The following is a 17,537-nucleotide window of genomic DNA, read 5'->3' on the forward strand; positions in this document are numbered from 1 at the left end:
CATTTTTGCATGAGCAGCCTCGCGCATTCACGCACTGCACCCCGCGAAGGACCGTGGCACTGAGGAACTCCATGAATGGAACGCCTCCCTCCCCTTCTTTCGAGTCCGTCCAGGCCGCCAGGACCCGCATCGCTCCCTTCATCCGGCACACTCCCCTGGAGCCTTCCTCGGCGTTGTCCACGAGAATTGGCGCCAGCGCCTTCCTCAAGCTGGAGTGCCTGCAGGTGACGGGCAGCTTCAAGCCACGCATCTCCTTCAACAAACTCCTGTCGACGAGCGCGGAGCAGCGGGCCCGGGGCGTCGTGGCCTCTTCGGCGGGAGGTCATGGCATCGGCCTGGCCCATGCCTCGCAGACGTTGGGAGTCCCCGCGCAGCTGTTCCTCCCTCGCTCGGTGGATGCTCGCAAGCTGGAGGTCATCCAGCGCTACGGGGTGCGGACGCACTTCCACGAATCCGTGGAGGCCGCGCGCAAGGCTGCACGTGCCCACGCGCTCGAGCACGCCCAGCTCTTCGTCTCCGCCTATAATGATGCGGACGTCATCGCGGGAGGCGGAACGGTCGGAGTGGAGATCGTGGAAGATCTCCCCGGAGTGGACCTGGTGGTGGTGGGCGTCGGAGGCGGCGGGCTGCTGTCGGGCATGGGCCTGGCGCTCGAACGGATGGCACCCTCCGCGCGCCTCTGGGGCGTTCAGCCAGAAGACAGCCCGGTCCTGACGAAGTGGCTGGAGAAGGGCCAACCCGTGCCCGTGGAGACACGTCCCAACATCGCGGACGGGCTGGGGGCGCAGGTGGAAACGGACTCCCTCACCTTCCCGCTCCTCCAGCGGTTCGTGGACCGGATGCTGCTCGTGTCCGAGGCGGACATCCGCGATGCCATGGCCTGGCTGCTGGAGGAGCATCAGCTCGTCGTCGAGCCCTCCGGCGCTGCCCCAGTCGCGGCGCTGCTGCGCAACCCACCCGCAGGCTTCCGCAACGTGGTGGCCGTCATCACCGGGCGAAACATCAGCCGAGAACGGTACCTGAACCTGCTCAGCGCCCCCTCGCCCCCGAAGAACATGGGCGGGTCATGACGCACCTCTCCACCCACAATGTAGCTGAAGTATGAAAATGAATCCTTTTGTAGGTGGATAAGCAACTTTGGGCGCTTACCTCCGACAATTCAGGCATAAATCCTACGACGCCTGATTTCACGAGGTTATCCCCGTGGCCCCCATCCAGAAGCTCTCCTCCCCCTCAATCCAGCCGCAGCCCTCTCGTCCGGCGGCGGCCTCCCCTCAGCCTGCTGCCCCCCCGACATCCCGCGCCGAGTCCCGCGCGGGCCGCCCGGTGGATGGCTTCGATGCAGCCCCCTCGAACCTCGTGGACCGCCCCGGTCGCGGCAATCTGGTGGCGCGTCCCTCGGGCCTGCGCCCCGGCTCTCCGCAGCTCCACACCCCGGAGCCGTCGGCACTGCGTCCGCTCACCACGCGCCAGCCGCTGGCCGCCTCGGAGCCGCTGAGCGCCCAGGCCGCAGGCAAGGTGGGCGGCGTCGACCCGAAGCCGACCCCCGCGGGCGAGCCCATCGTCGCGGTGTTCGATGGAGGCGTGGACTACACGCACTCGGACCTGGACGACGCCATGTGGACCAACCCCGGCGAAATCGCCGGTGACGGCATCGACAACGACGGCAACGGCTACACCGACGATGTCCACGGCTTCAACGTGGGCTTCAACTCGGGTGATCCGATGAAGGGCGAGGGCACGGACCACGGCACGCACGTGGCGGGCATCATCGCCTCCGAGGACAACGGCCAGGGCAGCACGGGCGTGGCCGCGGGCAAGGCGAAGGTCCTCTCGGTGGGAGGCCTGTACGACGGACAGGACCTGCTGACGAACTTCGAGCGCGCGGTGGACTACGTGGTGGACCAGAAGGCCCGAGGCGCCAACATCCGCGCGGTGAACGCCAGCTTCGGTGACGAGTACCGGGATGCGGCCTCGCAGAAGCGTTGGAAGGCGGCGGTGCAGAAGCTGGCCGACGCGGACATCCTGCTGGTGGCGGCCACGGCGAACGGCAACGGCAGCAACATGAACAACGTGCAGGACTTCCCGGCCAACGTGAACCTGCCGAACGTCATCACCGTGGCGGCCATGGACCGGAACAACGACAAGCTGGCGCGCTTCTCGTCACATGGCGACAAGGTGGTGGAGCTGGCCGCGGTGGGCGAGGACGTGCTGAGCACGGTGCCGGGCGGCCGCTGGGAAGAGATGAGCGGCACCTCGATGGCCACCCCGCGCGTGGCGGCCACCGCGGCGCTGATGTTCGCGGAGAACCCGAACCTGACGGCGGCGCAGGTGCGCGACCTGTTGATGAAGACGGTGCAGGTGGATCCGGACCTGAAGGGCAAGGTGAGCACGGGCGGCAAGCTGGACATCGCCGCCGCCGTGGCCGCCGCCAAGGCCAGCGCCACCGCCGCGTTCGCCAGCCGCTAGGCCAGACATCTTCCCGGGATGTGCTGATCCGCTCGCATCCCGGGCCTGCCACTGAAGGAAGCACAGCCACGGGCATCAGTGCAGCGTGGCGCCACGCGCTCGCTCACGCGGTTCACCGCACGGGGCGTGGCAGAAGACCTTTCGCAACGCAGAAGTCGAGGTACCTGTAAACGACGTCGCGATCGATGCTCGGGCAGCGCAGGCCCTTCCCAGCAAGCGCTCGCTCGAGGTTTCCCGAACGGACCTCGTCCATGCGCATGGGCGCGGCGCTGGGGCCCGCCTGCACGTCGAAGAACGCGAGGGTCGCTTCACTGTCCGGGTTCGCCGTCGCCTTGAGCCGTGCACGAAACTCATCCAGCGGACACAGGTCTATCCGATACCCGTACTCCGCCACCCAGCTGAAGATCTGACGCAAGTGGACCGGCGGCGCAGGGGCGAGGTGATAGACTTGTCCCGCACGAGGTTCGCGGGAAAGCGCGACGATCGCTCGCGCCACGAAATCGACCGGTGTCCACGGTTCGACCACGTCGATCGCAGGCAGCACACCGTTTGGGACTCCCGCAAGCAGCAAGCGAAAGACGATGTCCTGCACATTGACGAACCCGGTCTCCGGAGCACCCACCACCCGGCCAAGCCGATAGACCGACGCCGGCAAGCCGCGCCCGATGGCTTGCTCCACGAGCCGCTCGGCAACCCACTTGCTGAGCATGTACCCGTCTCGCCCAGGAGGAGGCATCGGGACGAATTCCTCTTCGACGGCGCCATTCCCGGCACGCGCGGCGACGGCCAGAGTGGACACATGGTGCAGCGGCTTCGTGCGCTCGGCACACGCAAAGCGAAGGATCTCGTGCGTGCCAACGGCGTTCGACGCGCGCAAGCTGGAATAGCCGCGGACGAGGCTGACCGCGGCCGCCGCGTGGAACACCGCGTCGCAAGTCTCCGCGAGACCTCGGAAGAGGGACTCGTCCAGACCGAAGCGCCCGAGCACAAGGTCGGCCGCGACAGCCTCGAGACGTCCGCTGCTCGCCGACGGCAAGCCCTGGGCCAAGAGCGCCTCGCGCACGCGCGACTCCGCCTCTCGAGCGCTCGAGGCGCGGACCAGGCAGATCACGCGTGCCTGGGTCTCCGTGAGCAATGCGTGCAGGAGCTGCGCTCCGACGAACCCCGTTGCTCCCGTGAGCAGGACGGCTCGCGGGACCGCGTCGGCCTTGGCGGAGGCGGCCGCAGGCCAGATCTCGGCCGAGAGCACCGCGTCGTCGCCAGCCTGGGCGTAAGGCTTCGTCTGGGGCGTAGAGGTCGGATCAGCGAGCGCCTGGGCAAGCTCCGCGACAGTCGGATGGCGGAACACCAGATTGACTGGGACTTCCCGGCCGAGCTCGGCACCGAGCCGGCTGGCCACCTGAATCGTTTGAAGCGACTGGCCTCCACGGTCGAAGAAGTCGTCATGGAGCGAGATCTCGTCGTCACCGAGCACCTCGCGCCAGATGCGCAGGATACGCCGTTCGAGGGGATTTCCGGATTCGACCGGGTCCGCCGCACGCGCGTCGACGGAACGCCTGCGCAGCTCGGCACGATCGATCTTGCCGGAGCTCGTCCTCGGGAGCTGCGTCGTGAAAAGGAACGCGGAGGGCACGGCGGCCCCGAGCAAGGCGCTCTGGGCGTGGGCGCGGAGCTCCGCCGCGCTTGGGGCTGGTTCGGCTGTGACCACGTGCGCGACAAGCCGCTTCGAGCCGTGCGCCAGCTCGTGCGCGACCACCGCAACCTCGCGCACGCTCCCATGACGCAGGAGCACTGTTTCGACCTCGCTCGGATCGACGCGCTGACCGCTGATCTTCAGCTGGTCATCCACGCGACCGAAAAAGAGGAGTTGTCCGTCGGCGCGGCGGCGCACGATGTCGCCGGTACGGTACGCGCGCGGCTGCCCCGGCAGTTGCGACAGGACGAAAAAGCGCTTGGTGTCGAGCTCCGGCTGGCGAAGGTAGCTGGTGGCGACCGTGGGGCCAAAGACGCAGAGCTCACCGGGACCTGCATCGGTCAGTCCTCCCGAGCCGTCCACGATCGCCACCCCGACGCCTGGCAGGGGCACGCCGATCGGTACGGGCTCGCCCGCCATGACGTCGAGTTCGCTCAAGTCGGCGGAAGTCGCGACCACCGTGGTTTCGGTAGGACCGTAGGTGTTGAACAGCCGGATACCTGGCCTCGTGACGGTCCGCCAGAGCGTGACCCGCTCGGGCAGCGCCGCCTCACCGCCGATGATCACCGTGCGCAGGCTGGGAGGTAACTCCACGCCGCCTACGGAGAGCGCGTATACGAGCTCGTGCCAGAACGCGGTCGGCAGATCGAGGAGCGTGAGCTCACGCTGGCGGCAAGCCTCGAGGAAGCGAGGGAGCGATTGCATCATCTCCTCGCTACGAACGATCAGCGTCCCTCCCGAGCACAGCGTCAGGAAGATCTCCTCGACGCTCGCGTCGAACTGCAGTGGCGCGAACTGAAGCACTCGCTCGCTGCTGGACCACCCATAGCGCTGCGTGGCAGCCGCTACGAAGTGCGCGAGCGCGGTGCGTCCGACCACGACACCGTTCGGCCGTCCAGTCGACCCGGACGTGTAGATGACGTAAGCATCCCCCGCGGCGGAGATCTGCTGTGAAGCAAGCGGGATACTCCGTCGCGCGGCTTCCACGAACACGATCGTCCCAGGCAGCTCTGGCACCCATTCCCGATAGGCCTCGCTCGTCACCAGCAACGCCGGTCTGGCGTCAGCAAGGATACTCGCCGTGCGCGCGGAGGGACCTTCCGGATCGAGTGGTACGTACGATGCGCCCACCATGAGCACGCCGAGCATCGTGCTGATGGCATCGGCGCCTCGCGGCAGCATCATCGCGACGAGGCTGTCCTCTCGTGCCCCCGCCTCTCGAAGCTGCCCTGCGATGCGACGCGCGTCGAGGGCGAGCTCGGCGTAGGTCGTCAAGCGCGTGCCCTCCTCGAGGGCAATCTTCCTCGGCACCTCCTCGGCACGCCGCAAGAAGGCCGCCACCACGTCCTGCGCCGCCGATTTCAGGGGTTCACTCTCGACGGGGCCAGCCACCGTGGAGCTCTTCGCGGAGCGCGGCCGTGGAGTGAGCGGTTCGCCGGGATTTGCCACCACGCGTTCCAGGAACTCGAGGAAGCGCTGCGCGTGCACGGCAAGCTCGCTCGCTTCGTAGCAAGCCGGGTTGGCATCGAGCGCGAGTGTGACTTCGGAGCCACCGCTTCGCACTCGAACATTGAGGGCGAGATCCTCCGCCGGCCCCGCGGCGACGTTGTGGGCCACGGCCTGGAGCCCCGCGAAATGCAGCCCGAGTTCGAAGGGCATGACGTTCAGCACCGGGCCGAACAGGCGGCGTGTCCCACCCACGAGGTTCAAGTCGCGACGCAAACCTTCGTAGCGGTAGCGTGCATGCGGTCGCAACGTCCGCAGTTCCGTCGCCGCCGCGGTCACGTGCTCGAGGAAACTCCCGCGCCCCGACACAGGGAGGACGAACGGCACGATATTCATGATCATGCTCGGGACGCGCAACGCGACGGAGCCCATGCGGCCGTTCATCGGCAGGCCGATTGATACCTCGTCGGCGCTCGTCTCCGCGTGCAGGTAGCCGGCGAAGGCGGCCAACAACGCATCGCCCCAATGCCCGCGCACGCCTTGAGCGATGCGGCTGAGCGCTTCCCGTAGCGCCAACGGCAGCGTGGTCATGTGCCGGATCGGTGTCTGACTCGGAAATGCGCTGCGCGCGCTCAAGCTCGGCGGCGGCGCTGCATTCGCCAGGCGCCTCAGCCAAAACGCCTGATCCTCTTGGAGCTGGGATGACGCGCGGTAGCGGAGATCATCCGCGACGACGTCCGCGAAGGATCCAAAGTCCCGCGGTGGCCGCTGCAATCCCCGCACCGCCGCCGTGTAAAGTTGCGCAATGCGTCGCGCGAGCAGCGAAAACCCGAAACCGTCGAGAGCGATATGGTGCAGCGCAATGTAGAGGAAGACCCGTTCGTCGGACGCGACCAGCAATGCGGCCCGAAACAGCCCGTTCTGCCGCTGCGGCGCGAGCGGACGGCGCAGGTCTGCATGCATCCAGTCCCGCGCCGCGCGCCACGGATCATTCGATCGACGGAGGTCGAGAACCGGCAGCGACCAGTTCGGCTCCGGCTCCCAGCTCTGTGACGGGCCGTCCTCGCCGGCGACGACGCGCAGATGTAAAGCCTCTGCTTCGTCGATCCCCCCTCGGACGGCAGCCGCCAAGAACTCGACCTGCACGGGGCCAACGAGCTCGATGCACTCGGCAACATTGTAGAGCACGCCGCTCTGATCGAGCTGCTGGCCGGCCCAGATGCCGTGCTGGGCCGCCGTCAGGGCTAGATGCTCACCGTGTCGCACGCTTCAACCCCGTTCTATTTTGAAGACAGACTCCCGGCAATGCTCAGGGGCGTGCCCACGCCAGGCCGTCATCGGAAGGAACGAGCCCGCCCGGCAAGAGCGGAGACTCCTTCATCCCAGAGCCGAGAACGCCCCGCCGCTGGATCTGATTCATCTCCTGCATCACGTCACCGACCACGGGAACGCGGAACATGTGATTCATGCGCTCGCCCGACCGTGTCGTCATGTCACCCGTGGCCGCGACGGCATTGGCCAGGGAACGAGACGACGATTCGAACTTGGTCGCGACCGCGTTCGCGTCCACGAGCGCCGCTTCCTTCGACGACACACCGCCCACCAGGGTGACGAACGCCTCCATGGCCGAGCTGTCGAACGAAGTGACTTTCTTCGCCTTCCAGAAGTAGCCGTCTTCGTTGCTCTGCATGTCGTAGAACGCGCAAAGGAACTCGTAGAACACCTTGTATTCGCGCCGGTACCTGCCCTCGAACTCGCCAAAGGCCTCTTCTTCGGTCATGGCCCCCGAGAGCACGCTGTTGATGGAGCGCGCCGCCAACAGGCCGGCGTAAGTGGCAAGGTGCACACCGGTCGAGAAGACAGGGTCGATGAAGCACGCCGCGTCGCCGACGAGGGCCATCCCCGACCGCCAGAACTTCGTGTTGGCGTAGGAATAGTCCTTTCGAACGCGCAACTTTCCGTAGATGCCGTTGTCGGTGATGCGCCGGGCGTCTTTCAGATAGTCCTTCACCAGTGCGCAACGGTCGATGAAGCTGAAGAAAGCGCGCTCACGAGCAGCCTCGTCTCCCTGGATCTCGTGCGCTCGGTTCCTGCTGATGACCGCGCCGACGCTGGTGAGCGTGGGGCTCAGGGGGATGTACCAGAACCACCCCTCGTCGAACGCGGCGCACAAGATGTTGCCGGCGTCCGCGCCGGGCAGCCGCTTGCCGCCCTCGAAGTAGCCGAACAGCGCCACGTTCTGGAAATGCTCGGAGTAGATGCGCTTGCCTCCAACGTGGTCGCTGATGCGCGTGGTGTTGCCAGAGGCGTCGATCACGTAGCGGGCGCGGATCTCATGCTTGGCACCCTTGGCGTCGGTGTAGCGAACGCCGCGCACGCGTTCCGGATCGGCGATCACCTCGTCAACCGAGACGCCCTCCTGTACGTGAACGCCCTTCTCGGCTGCGTTGCGCAGCAGGATCTCGTCGAATTTCGAGCGCTCGACCTGGTACGCGTAGGACGTCGGTCCCGACAGCTCCGGCGAGATCGCGAACAGGAAGTTCCAAGGCACCGGGTTCGTTCCCCAGCGGAAGCTTCCGCCGCGCTTCACCATGAAAGCCGCTCGCTCCATCGCCTCGGTGACGCCCAGCAGGCGGCAGACGCCGTGAACGGTGGCGGGTAGCAGCGACTCACCAATCTGGTAGCGCGGGAAGGTTTCCTTCTCCAGCAGGGCGACGCGGTAGCCACGGCGGGCAATGAGCGTCGCAACCGAGGATCCTCCCGGCCCTCCTCCGACAACGACAACATCGTATTCTTGAGATTTCATTCGGACTTTCCCTTCAGATCGCCATTCGTTTCCCCGAAGAGCTTGCTCCAACGCTCGACGGTGGGTTCTTCCGCTAGCGTGATGAAGTCGATGTCGGCGCGGTGCTCGCGCCATCGCTCGACCAACGTCATCAGACGGATCGAGTCCATGCCCTGCTCCACGAGGTGCTTGTCATCGACAAGCTGCTCAGGTGGAACATCCAAGAGTTTGGCGATGTCGGCGCGAATCTGTGACCGCGTTAGAGTGCCCTTCTGCATTTGACCCTCAGTCGTCGTGGGGTTCCTGGTGATCGTCCGTACCGCGCTTCCAGTAGCCGCGTGCGCTGAATGCGTCGCTCGGAAGCCGAAGCTCGTTGAGCAGGTAGAGCCTCAGGTGTTTCACTGCGCCCGCCTCACCCGCGACGAACGCGTATTCGAATTGCGGCAACGCGGCTGACCGGACGGCGTCCGCCAACAGCGTCGTCGTGCCCACCTCGGCCCTGCCGCGATGGAGCCACCGCACCTTCAAGTTGGCACGAGTCGGCAGCGGGACTTCGTCGCGCGAGTCGTTCACTTCGATGAAGGCGTGCACGTCCGTGCCGGCGGGCAGTTCGCGAAGCCAGCGTGCGATGGCCGGGAGTACGGTTTCGTCTCCAGCCATCAACAAGGAGGAAGGAACTCGCGTGAATGCGTGGGAGCCGCGCGGGCCCGCGACACCGAGAATGGCCCCCGGCCTGGCTTGCTTCCGAAGCCAGGCCGTGGCGTGCCCACCCTCGTGCAGCACGATCTCGATATCGAGCTCGCGCGCCTTCGCGTCGAAACGGGTCGGCGTGTAGTCACGTGCAAGCGGGCGCGAGCGGCCGGGTGGCCAGCTCACATGGCCAGCCACGACCTCCGGGAAGGACGGCTCGTCGGCACCGGGGGGCGGGAACAAGACCTTCACGTGGTCGTCGGGTGCAAGCGACGTAAAGCCGTCGAGCTCCGCGCCGCCCACAGTGACTCGCGTGAGCCGGTGGGTCACTGGCGTGATCGAGACCACCTGCAGCCTGCGAAACCGAAGCTCGTGCGAGGTAAGCCGCCGCAGCGGCTCTTTGTCGGTAGCTGGGTAGGGGGCTGTCACGGGGGCTCTCTGAAACCAACGCTGAAGGGCAGACGCTGCGTGCAGACGGCTTATACAGATAGTCCACTCGAAGATGCAAGTGACTTGCAGAATCAGTATCAAAACCGCATTCACCCAGAGTGAAGTAGCAGCCCGTTTGCCCGGCAGGACCGCACGCTCCAACGAGGACTCCTTCGGTAACCGGAGGCGCCGTGCGGCCGCGGAGACCGGCTTCAGTCCCGCAGCCGCGAGGCCAGTCGCGTGAAGCGCTTCTGGGTGTCTCCGTTGCGCACCGCGATCTCCAGCGCCTTCCTGCTCCCCACCAGCACCACCAGCTTCCTGCCTCGCGTCACACCGGTGTAGAGCAGGTTGCGCTGCAGCAGCGTGAAGTGCTGCGTATGCAGGGGCAGCACCACGCACGGGTACTCGCTGCCTTGCGACTTGTGCACGCTCGTGGCGTAGGCGAGCACCAGCTCGTCCAGGTCGGCCCAGGAGTAGGCCACATGCCGTCCTTCGTAGCGCACCACCAGCTCCTGCTCCTCTCGGTCGATGGCCTCCACCCGCCCGATGTCTCCGTTGAAGACGCCAAGCTCGTAGTTGTTGCGCACCTGCATCACCTTGTCGCCTGCCCGGAACGTCCGGTTGCCCCGGGTGAACTCCTCCCCTGAAGGGTTCAGGTGCTCCTGGAGCGCGGCGTTGAGGCTCGCGGTGCCAATGAGGCCCCGGTTCATCGGCACGAGCACCTGCACCTCGTCCACCGGGTGCAGCCCGAAGCGACGCGGGATGCGCTCCTTCACCAACGTCTTGAGGGCCGCGAGGATGGACTCCGGCTTCTCCTTCTCGATGAAGTAGAAGTCGGCCAGCGCGTCCGCGGGGGGCACCTGGGGCAGCTCCCCCTGGTTGATGCGGTGGGCATTGGTGATGATGAGGCTGGACCGGGCCTGGCGGAAGATGTGCTTCAGCCGCACCACCGGCACGTGCCCGGAGGTGATGATGTCCTGCAGGACGCTGCCCGGCCCCACGCTCGGCAGCTGGTCCACATCCCCCACGAGCAACAGCTGACAGTGGGGCGGCAGCGCCTTGAGCACGTTGAGCATGAGCACGGTGTCCACCATGGACACCTCGTCGAGCACCAGCACATCGGCCCGGAGCGGGTTGTTCCGATCGCGCTGGAAGCTGTGGGTGCGGGGGTTGTACTCGAGCAGCCGGTGGATGGTCTCCGCCTCTCGCCCCGTCGTCTCCCCCAGCCGCTTGGCCGCGCGCCCGGTGGGCGCCGACAGCAGGATCCGGTGCCCCTTCTTCTCCAGGATGGAGAGGATGACGTTGACCAGCGTCGTCTTCCCGGTGCCCGGGCCGCCGGTGATGACCAGCACCTTGGACACCACCGACTGTCGCACCGCCTCCTTCTGCTCAGGCGCCAGCGAGAGGCCCTGGTGGCCCTCGGCCCAGGTGATGGCCCGCTCCACGTCCACCTCCAGGGGCCGCGCGGGCCAGGCGCACAGCGCCTTGAGGAGATTCGCGACACCGATCTCCGAGACGTGGAGGGCTTTCAGATACACCGCCTCGCAGGCATCCTCGGGGCGCGGGTGGGCCAGGGCACTGGCTCCCTCAACGGTAATGTACTCGGCGGCGTCCAACCGGGTGATGGCCGTCTCCACGAGCGGAGGCAGTACCTCCAGCAGTTCCACCGTGCGGGCGATGAGCTTGTCTCGCGGCGCGTAGAGGTGACCGTCCTCGGAGAACTCGCGCAGCACGTGCAACACGCCTGCCTCGGCGCGCTTGGGTGAGTCGGAGGGCACGCCGAGAGAGCGGGCGATGCGGTCGGCGGTGAGAAAGCCGATGCCGTACACGTCGATGGCCAGCCGGTAGGGGTTGTCGCGCACGACGTCAATCGCCCGGGCCCCGTACTGCTTGTAGACCTTCACCGCGAAGCTGGCCGGCACCTCGTGGGATTGCAGGAAGACCATCACCTGGCGGATGTCCCGCTGCTCGGCCCAGGTTTCTCGCAGGAGCTTGCGGCGCTTCTCCCCGAAGCCTTTCACCTCCGCCAGCCGCTCGGGCTTCGAGTCGATGATGTCCAGCGTCTCCAGGCCGAAGTGCTCCACCAGGCGCCGGGCCATCGCCGGGCCCACGCCCTTCACCAACCCACTGCCGAGGTACTTCTCGATGCCCACCAACGTCGCCGGCTTCACCGTCGAGAAGGAGATGACCCGGAACTGCTCACCGTACTTGCGGTCGTGCACCCACTGGCCGGCGAGGCGAAGGAACTCCCCTGGCTGGACGCCCAGGAGATTGCCCACCGCGGTGATGGGCTCCTTCCGGCCGGGGATCACCACCCGCACCACGCTCCAGGCGGCCTCCTCGTTGGCATAGGTGACGCGCTCGACGCTGCCCTCGAGGGTGATGGGAGGGCGCTCGATCGCGTGGGCGTCGCGGCTTCCGGGGTTCTCCTCCCGCGTGGAGGGCAGGAGGCCTCCCCCGTCGGCGGCTTGGCCCGAGGAAGGGCGGGAGGCAGACATGGCATCGGAATTTATCAGGGAGTGGCCACCCTGAGGCAGGAGAAGACCCGGAGCCGTTCAAGGGCAGCACGCCGAGGAGGCGGCCGACCAAGGGGCCAGTCCTCGTGGGGAAACTGACGTCCTTCAGGTGATCGGGAGTTCCAGCATGGCCACGGCGCCCTTGCCTGGGCCGTCGCTCTCCAATGTCAGGCGTCCTCCCAGCATCTGAGCCGCCAGCGCGCTCGAATGCAGCCCGAAACCATGTCCATCCTTGCGTGTGGTGAAGCCGTGTACGAACAGCTTCTCCCTCACCTCGGGAGCGATTCCCATCCCGTCATCCAGCACGTGGATGCGCACATGCTTCCCATCCGACGTCAACCGCAAGTCCAGGTGGCGCTCTCCCTCGGGCACCGCGTCCAGCGCGTACTTTGCGTTGCTGATCAGGTTGATGAGAATCTGCAACACCTTGTGCTTGTCCAGCTTCAGCCGGGGCACCGGTGACAGCTCACGACGGATGGCCACGCCATGGCGCTCGAGCGCCGCCGTCTGGATGCGCAGCGCATCCTCGATGAGGGACACGAGATCGCACTCCTCCGTCATCAGCGAGCTCTTGGCGTAGATCTGCTGCACCTGCACGATGGCTCGGATGTGCTCGATGTGCCGCCCCATCGCGTCCATGTCCTCCAACAGGCGCGTCTGTTGCCCCATCAGCTCATCCGCCAGCCTCGCCAGGTACTCCGGCAGGTGGCCACCTCGCGCGTTCGGGGCCAGGAAGCTCGGCAGATCGTCTCGATGCTCCAACAACAAGGTCGTGGCCTGTCTCAGCCGACCCACGCGTGAGGCCCCCACGGCCCGCTGCATCATTTCCAAGTTGATGACAGCGCTGGTGAGCACATTGCCCACGTTGTGCAGCACGTTGGAGGCCACCTCCGCCATGCCCACCTCACGCGCTGTATCGACCAGCCGGGCCTGGGCCTGCCGCAGCTCGCGCGTGCGCTCCTCCACGCGCCGCTCCAGCTCATCATTGGCCCTGCGCAGTTCCGCCTTCGCCCGCTGCACGTCCGCGTAGAGCCGCGCGTTCTCGATGGAGATGGCCGCCTGAGAGGCAATGTGGCCCAGCAGTGCCAGCCGCGCGGGGCTGAAGGCATTGGTGGCCAGATTGTTCTCCAGGTACAGCACTCCGGCGAAATGCTCCTGACGTATCAGCGGCAGGCACAACACCGAGCGGGCCCCACTGCGCGCCAGATATTCATCCGACAGGAAGGGATGGGGCTTGGAGGCATCGCCGATGACCACGGGCTCGCGAGTCCGCCGAACGTACGAGAGCAGCGCCCAAGGCAGTTCCCTGGCCGTGCCTTCATCCGGCGTAACGGTGGACTCGCCAGGAGAGGCGAGCGAGGAGGCCACCACCGAGAGAGAATCTCCGCTCGGCAGCAACAGCGCGCCATCTTGAGCGCCTGCGTTCTCGATGGCTGCCTGCAGCAGCGTGGTCACCAACCGCTCCAGGAGGATCTCGCCCGAGATGGCCTGCTGGGTCTTCACCACCGTGAGCGCGTCGATGCGCTTCGAGTCCGTGCTGCTGGTGTTCTCAGAAGAGACGATCTCCGCGGACGCGAGGCTGGGCCACTGGGCCTCCAGGTGCTGGACCTTGCCCATGGCGCCCCACTGCTTGTACGCCGCCCAGGCCTCGCGCGCGAAGCTGTGGGCGACGATGGACGCCTGTCGCGTGCGCCAGAAGTTCGCCGCCAACTCGCTGGCCAATCCCAGGTACTGGGTGGCACCGCTCTCCCTGGAGGTGCGGATGGCTTCCTCGTAAGCGCGCGTCGCCTCATCGGCTCGCCCCGCGAGACGGGCCAGCTCTCCGGACACCATGAGTTCGGGGGCGCGGAAGCTCTCGGGGCAGCTCTCCGCCCACTCCGCGAGCTGCTCCCGGTGCTTCTGGATGGCCTCCAGGAGCCGCTGCTGCTCTTCCGGCGCTGCCTCCTCGAAGAGCGCAGCCCGAGCGAGGGCTCCGTAGAGGTGGAACTCGCGCAGAATGATGGCGCCGTTCATGGACCACACGAACTCAGCGGCCTTCTCCGCCGCTTCGAGGGCCGCCGGGTAGGAGCCACACACGAAGCGCGACTGGAGCTTGACGATCCAATACCAGGCTTGCGTGGGGCCCATGCCACTGGCCGCCATGGTGGCCTCGAGGGCCTGTTCGTCGACGCCGTCCCCGCTCCAGGTGTCGAACCGGGGGGTGCGCCCTCGGAGTTGCTGCATGTAACGCTGGTAGATGAGGAGCAGATCCAGCGGCCCCTGGAGCCCAGCCTTACGCAAGAAGCCGCTGCGCGTGACAGAGTCCTCGTACACGTCGTCCACGTTGTGCCCCATGGCGAGGCGGTTCCAGAGGGTCGTGGTGCTGCAATAGGTGGCGCTGTAGAAGTCCCCCGTCTGCAGCCCATGGTGGAAGGCGCTGAGGAGGAGCTCCTGAACGGCTGGCAGAGGCCGCGTGAAGTAGGAGATGCACTGCAGGCTCAGGAACGCCACCGACCGCTGGGCACGCAGGTTGTGCCGCTCGACAAACCCGAGAGCAAGCTGGCTCAAGGCATGTCCTTCCCGGTAGCGCTTGAAGAAGGATCCCGTCAGCACCCCGAACCAGCCGAAGCCCAGCACGGCGGACTCCGTGAAGCCGTGGCGCAGGGTGAGCGAGACCATCCGGGACAGGAGGACCACCAACAGGTGGTTGTTGGTGACGTAGGCCGTCCCAAAAAAACCCGCGAGGGCACTCATCCTCGCCTTCATGTCCGGGTCGGTCATGGGCGGCAGATCGATGAGGCTCTCGATGGAGCGCTCCCCCATCAGGGCCCACGCCTCATCATGAGCAGCCACCACCTCCTCCAAGGTGGGGCGCGGTGAAATGGGCATGCCCAGCAGCTCCATGCACTCCACCATGCATCGGACGGCCCCCGGGGGTTCACCCGAGGCGAACCAGCTATCCGCCATCAGGCAGAAGATGGCCGCGATGTCCGCGCGAGTCTGCGTCCGGGAGCGAAGTCCCTGCGCCAGCTCGCGCGCCCTGACGGTGTTGCCCGTCATGAGCTCGCATCGAGCCTGGGAGAGGCGCACCTTGAAGGCCAGCGTGGGGTCCGTCTCCCAGGGATCTCCTGGAATGAGCTCGAAGGCTCCCGCGAGGTAGGTCACAGCGGGGCGGTGCGCCACCGCTGCCTCGGCCTTCCAACCCGCTGCGGCGTTCAGCCGTGCCAGGTGGAGGCGCTCCGAGGGCTCCTCAATCAGCTCCACCCCTGCGTTGAGCTGGCCCACCACTTCGAAGATCGACTCGTGCACCTGCTCCTGGGACAGGCTCTGCAGCATCAGCCGGCCGACGCGCAGGTGGGTGGCCTTGCGCTCCGCTTCGGAGGTGAGGACATGGGCCGCCTGCTGGATGCGGTCGTGGAGGAAGCGATACTGCTCCGGGCCCCCGCGCACCAGCAGTCCTTCCCGGAGTGCAGGCTCGATCCCCTGCTCCACCTCCCCCACGTCCGCGAGCCCAGAGAGGGTGCCCAGCATTGAAAGTGAGAATCCACTCCCCACGCAGGCGGCCAGCCGCAGAAGGTGCTGGGTTCCAGGGGGGAGCTGGCGCAGCTTGCTCGCCATGAAGTCGACGACATTGTCCGAGTAGCCCCGGGCCCGGACTCCCTCGGCATCCCACCTCCATCCTTCTCCAGGCACGCGGGCCAGCAGGCCGTCCTGGCTGAGCGTCACCATGAACTGAAGGAGGAAGAAGGGGTTGCCGCCCGTCTTCTCGTACACCAACTCCGAGAGAGGAGTGACGATCCCCGCGCCCACGCCCGGCAGCGTATCCGTCACGAGCTGGGTCACCTGTTCCAGGCTCAGGGGATCCAGCCGGAGGTCGGTGATCTTCGCGCCCGCCTTGCGCACCTCGTTCATCACCGGAACCAGCGGGTGCGTCGGGCTCACCTCGTTGTCGCGGTAAGCGCCAATCCACAGCACGGGAGGCGTCTCTGGCTGGGACAGCAGCTGTTCGATGAGCCGGAGACTGGCCAGGTCCGCCCACTGCAGATCATCCAGGAACACCCCGAGCGGATGCTCGGCGCTGGCGAAGACACCCAGGCACTGGCGGACCACGCGATGGAGGCGGTGCTGCGCCTCACCCGGGGGAAGCGCCTGGAGCGGCGGCTGCCTGCCCACCAGCACTTCTACTTGAGGAACCAGATCGACGAGCACCTGCCCCTGGCCTTCCCACACCTGGATCAGTTGCTCACGCCAGCGCGCAATCTCTTCATCGGTCCTCGCCAGCACCTGCTGCACCAGCCCCCGGACGGCTTGCGCCACGGCGATGTAGGGGACGTCTCGCTGGAACTGGTCGAATTTGCCGCTCAGGAAGAAGCCGCGCCGCTGCACCACGGGCTTATGCAGTTCGTGCACCACCGAGGACTTGCCGATGCCCGAGTAGCCACTGACCAGGAAGAGCTCCGGCTTGCCGGTGCGGACCACGCGCTCGAACCCCTGGAGCAGGCTCGAGACCTGGGCGCTGCGCCCGTAGAGCCGCTGAGGCACCTGGAAGTGGTTGGGGATGTCGAGAGCGCCCGGAGTGAACGCTTCCAGCGTGTTCTTGCTGAGTCCCTCACGGCATCTTTCGAGGTCCGCCTTCACCCCTTCGGCGCTCTGGTAGCGCTCCTCGGCGACCTTCGCCAGCAGCTTCATCACGATGGCCGACAGGGCCGGAGGAATCTGGGCGTTCACCTCGTGCGGAGGCTTCGGGTTCTGGGCCATGTGCGCGTGGAACCACTCCAGCGCGTCACGCCCCTGGAAGGGCCGCTGTCCTGTCAACAGCTCGTAGAACGTGACGCCCAGCGAGTAGAAGTCGGTGCGGTAGTCCACCGCTCGGTTCATTCGGCCCGTCTGCTCGGGCGACATGTAAGCCAGCGTCCCATCGATGAGGTGGGAGGGCGCGGCGTCCAGGTGCTCGACCCTCTGGAGGGTGGCCGCCCCGAAGTCGATCAACCGCGCTTCCCCGGAGGGCTCGAGGATGATGTTGGAGGGCTTGATGTCCTTGTGGATGACGTTGCGGCTGTGGACCTCCGCCAGCGTCGAGGCCAGGGAGAGGGCCAGGCGCAGGAAGCGGGAGACCTCGAACGGCTGCCCCACGTGCTCGGAAAGCGCCTCGCCCTGCACCCGCTCCAGCAGCAGCACGGGCCGCTCGTGGATCCGCTCACAGGCATACGGTCGAGCCACACCCCGCACATCCTGAAGCCGCTGGAGGATTCCGAACTCCCGGCGGTAGCGCTCTCGCTCACGCGGGCCCGGAGAGGGCGCCATCGGCGTCTTGATGATGACGCGCAGCGCATCGGCCTCGCGCACGGCATGGAAGAGCGCGTTCGAGCTGGTGGCTCGGATCGTTCCTAGAACCCTGTATCCCGGGATGTCCAACATGCAAGTGTCCCCCCGCGGGCAGCGGTCCGTGCATGAGCAATCCATGTGACAACACGCACATGCCGGATGCTACAAGCCTACCAGCGAATCCTCCTTGGAGGATGGGAGCCCC

At 66.6% G+C, this 17,537-nt stretch carries 8 protein-coding genes; 2 read left to right on the forward strand and 6 right to left on the reverse strand.

The genetic code is table 11. The annotated features are described in order from the left end of the window. Window positions 1-71 precede the first annotated feature (71 nt). Both KY501_RS24205 and KY501_RS24210 read left to right on the forward strand, forming a co-directional pair. Complete coding sequence (locus KY501_RS24205) at window positions 72-1,070, forward strand: threonine ammonia-lyase (RefSeq protein ID WP_224365621.1); 999 nt, start codon at window positions 72-74, stop codon at window positions 1,068-1,070. Window positions 1,071-1,203: 133 nt separating this feature from the next. Continuing rightward, a complete protein-coding gene (locus KY501_RS24210; protein ID WP_224365622.1) occupies window positions 1,204-2,469 on the forward strand; it encodes a S8 family peptidase in 1,266 nt (421 codons plus the stop codon). Between the two features lie 112 nt (window positions 2,470-2,581). Here the strand turns inward: KY501_RS24210 and KY501_RS24215 are convergent, their stop codons facing one another. The 6 genes from KY501_RS24215 to KY501_RS24240 all read right to left on the reverse strand — a co-directional run bounded on the left by KY501_RS24215 (window position 2,582) and on the right by KY501_RS24240 (window position 17,425). Then, complete coding sequence (locus KY501_RS24215; protein WP_224365623.1) at window positions 2,582-6,874, reverse strand: non-ribosomal peptide synthetase; 4,293 nt, start codon at window positions 6,872-6,874, stop codon at window positions 2,582-2,584. Between the two features lie 43 nt (window positions 6,875-6,917). Beyond that, the gene (locus tag KY501_RS24220) at window positions 6,918-8,465 is read right to left on the reverse strand and encodes a tryptophan 7-halogenase (protein WP_224365624.1); all 1,548 of its coding nucleotides are present in this window, start codon (window positions 8,463-8,465) and stop codon (window positions 6,918-6,920) included. Continuing rightward, on the reverse strand, window positions 8,411-8,671 hold the full coding sequence (locus KY501_RS24225; protein WP_224365625.1) for a phosphopantetheine-binding protein: 261 nt from the start codon (window positions 8,669-8,671) through the stop codon (window positions 8,411-8,413). The genes KY501_RS24220 and KY501_RS24225 overlap by 55 nt, the downstream gene beginning before the upstream one ends. Before the next feature lie 7 nt (window positions 8,672-8,678). Further along, window positions 8,679-9,512 (reverse strand): siderophore-interacting protein, encoded by an 834-nt coding sequence (locus KY501_RS24230; protein WP_224365626.1) that lies wholly within the window; start codon window positions 9,510-9,512, stop codon window positions 8,679-8,681. Window positions 9,513-9,724: 212 nt separating this feature from the next. Continuing rightward, window positions 9,725-12,010 (reverse strand): SF1B family DNA helicase RecD2, encoded by a 2,286-nt coding sequence (gene recD2 / locus KY501_RS24235; RefSeq protein WP_224365627.1) that lies wholly within the window; start codon window positions 12,008-12,010, stop codon window positions 9,725-9,727. A gap of 123 nt (window positions 12,011-12,133) precedes the next feature. Beyond that, complete coding sequence (locus KY501_RS24240; protein WP_224365628.1) at window positions 12,134-17,425, reverse strand: trifunctional serine/threonine-protein kinase/ATP-binding protein/sensor histidine kinase; 5,292 nt, start codon at window positions 17,423-17,425, stop codon at window positions 12,134-12,136. Between the last annotated feature and the right edge of the window lie 112 nt (window positions 17,426-17,537).

Origin of the sequence: Hyalangium versicolor (assembly GCF_020103695.1) — a bacterium.
GTDB lineage: Bacteria > Myxococcota > Myxococcia > Myxococcales > Myxococcaceae > Hyalangium > Hyalangium versicolor.

Bases quoted from the DNA above. Each gene is read 5' to 3' on its own strand.
- KY501_RS24205 (WP_224365621.1), top strand. From the start codon at position 72: ATGAATGGAACGCCTCCCTCCCCTTCTTTCGAGTCCGTCCAGGCCGCC.
- KY501_RS24225 (WP_224365625.1), bottom strand. From the start codon at position 8,671: ATGCAGAAGGGCACTCTAACGCGGTCACAGATTCGCGCCGACATCGCC.
- recD2 (WP_224365627.1), bottom strand. From the start codon at position 12,010: ATGTCTGCCTCCCGCCCTTCCTCGGGCCAAGCCGCCGACGGGGGAGGC.
- KY501_RS24240 (WP_224365628.1), bottom strand. From the start codon at position 17,425: ATGTTGGACATCCCGGGATACAGGGTTCTAGGAACGATCCGAGCCACC.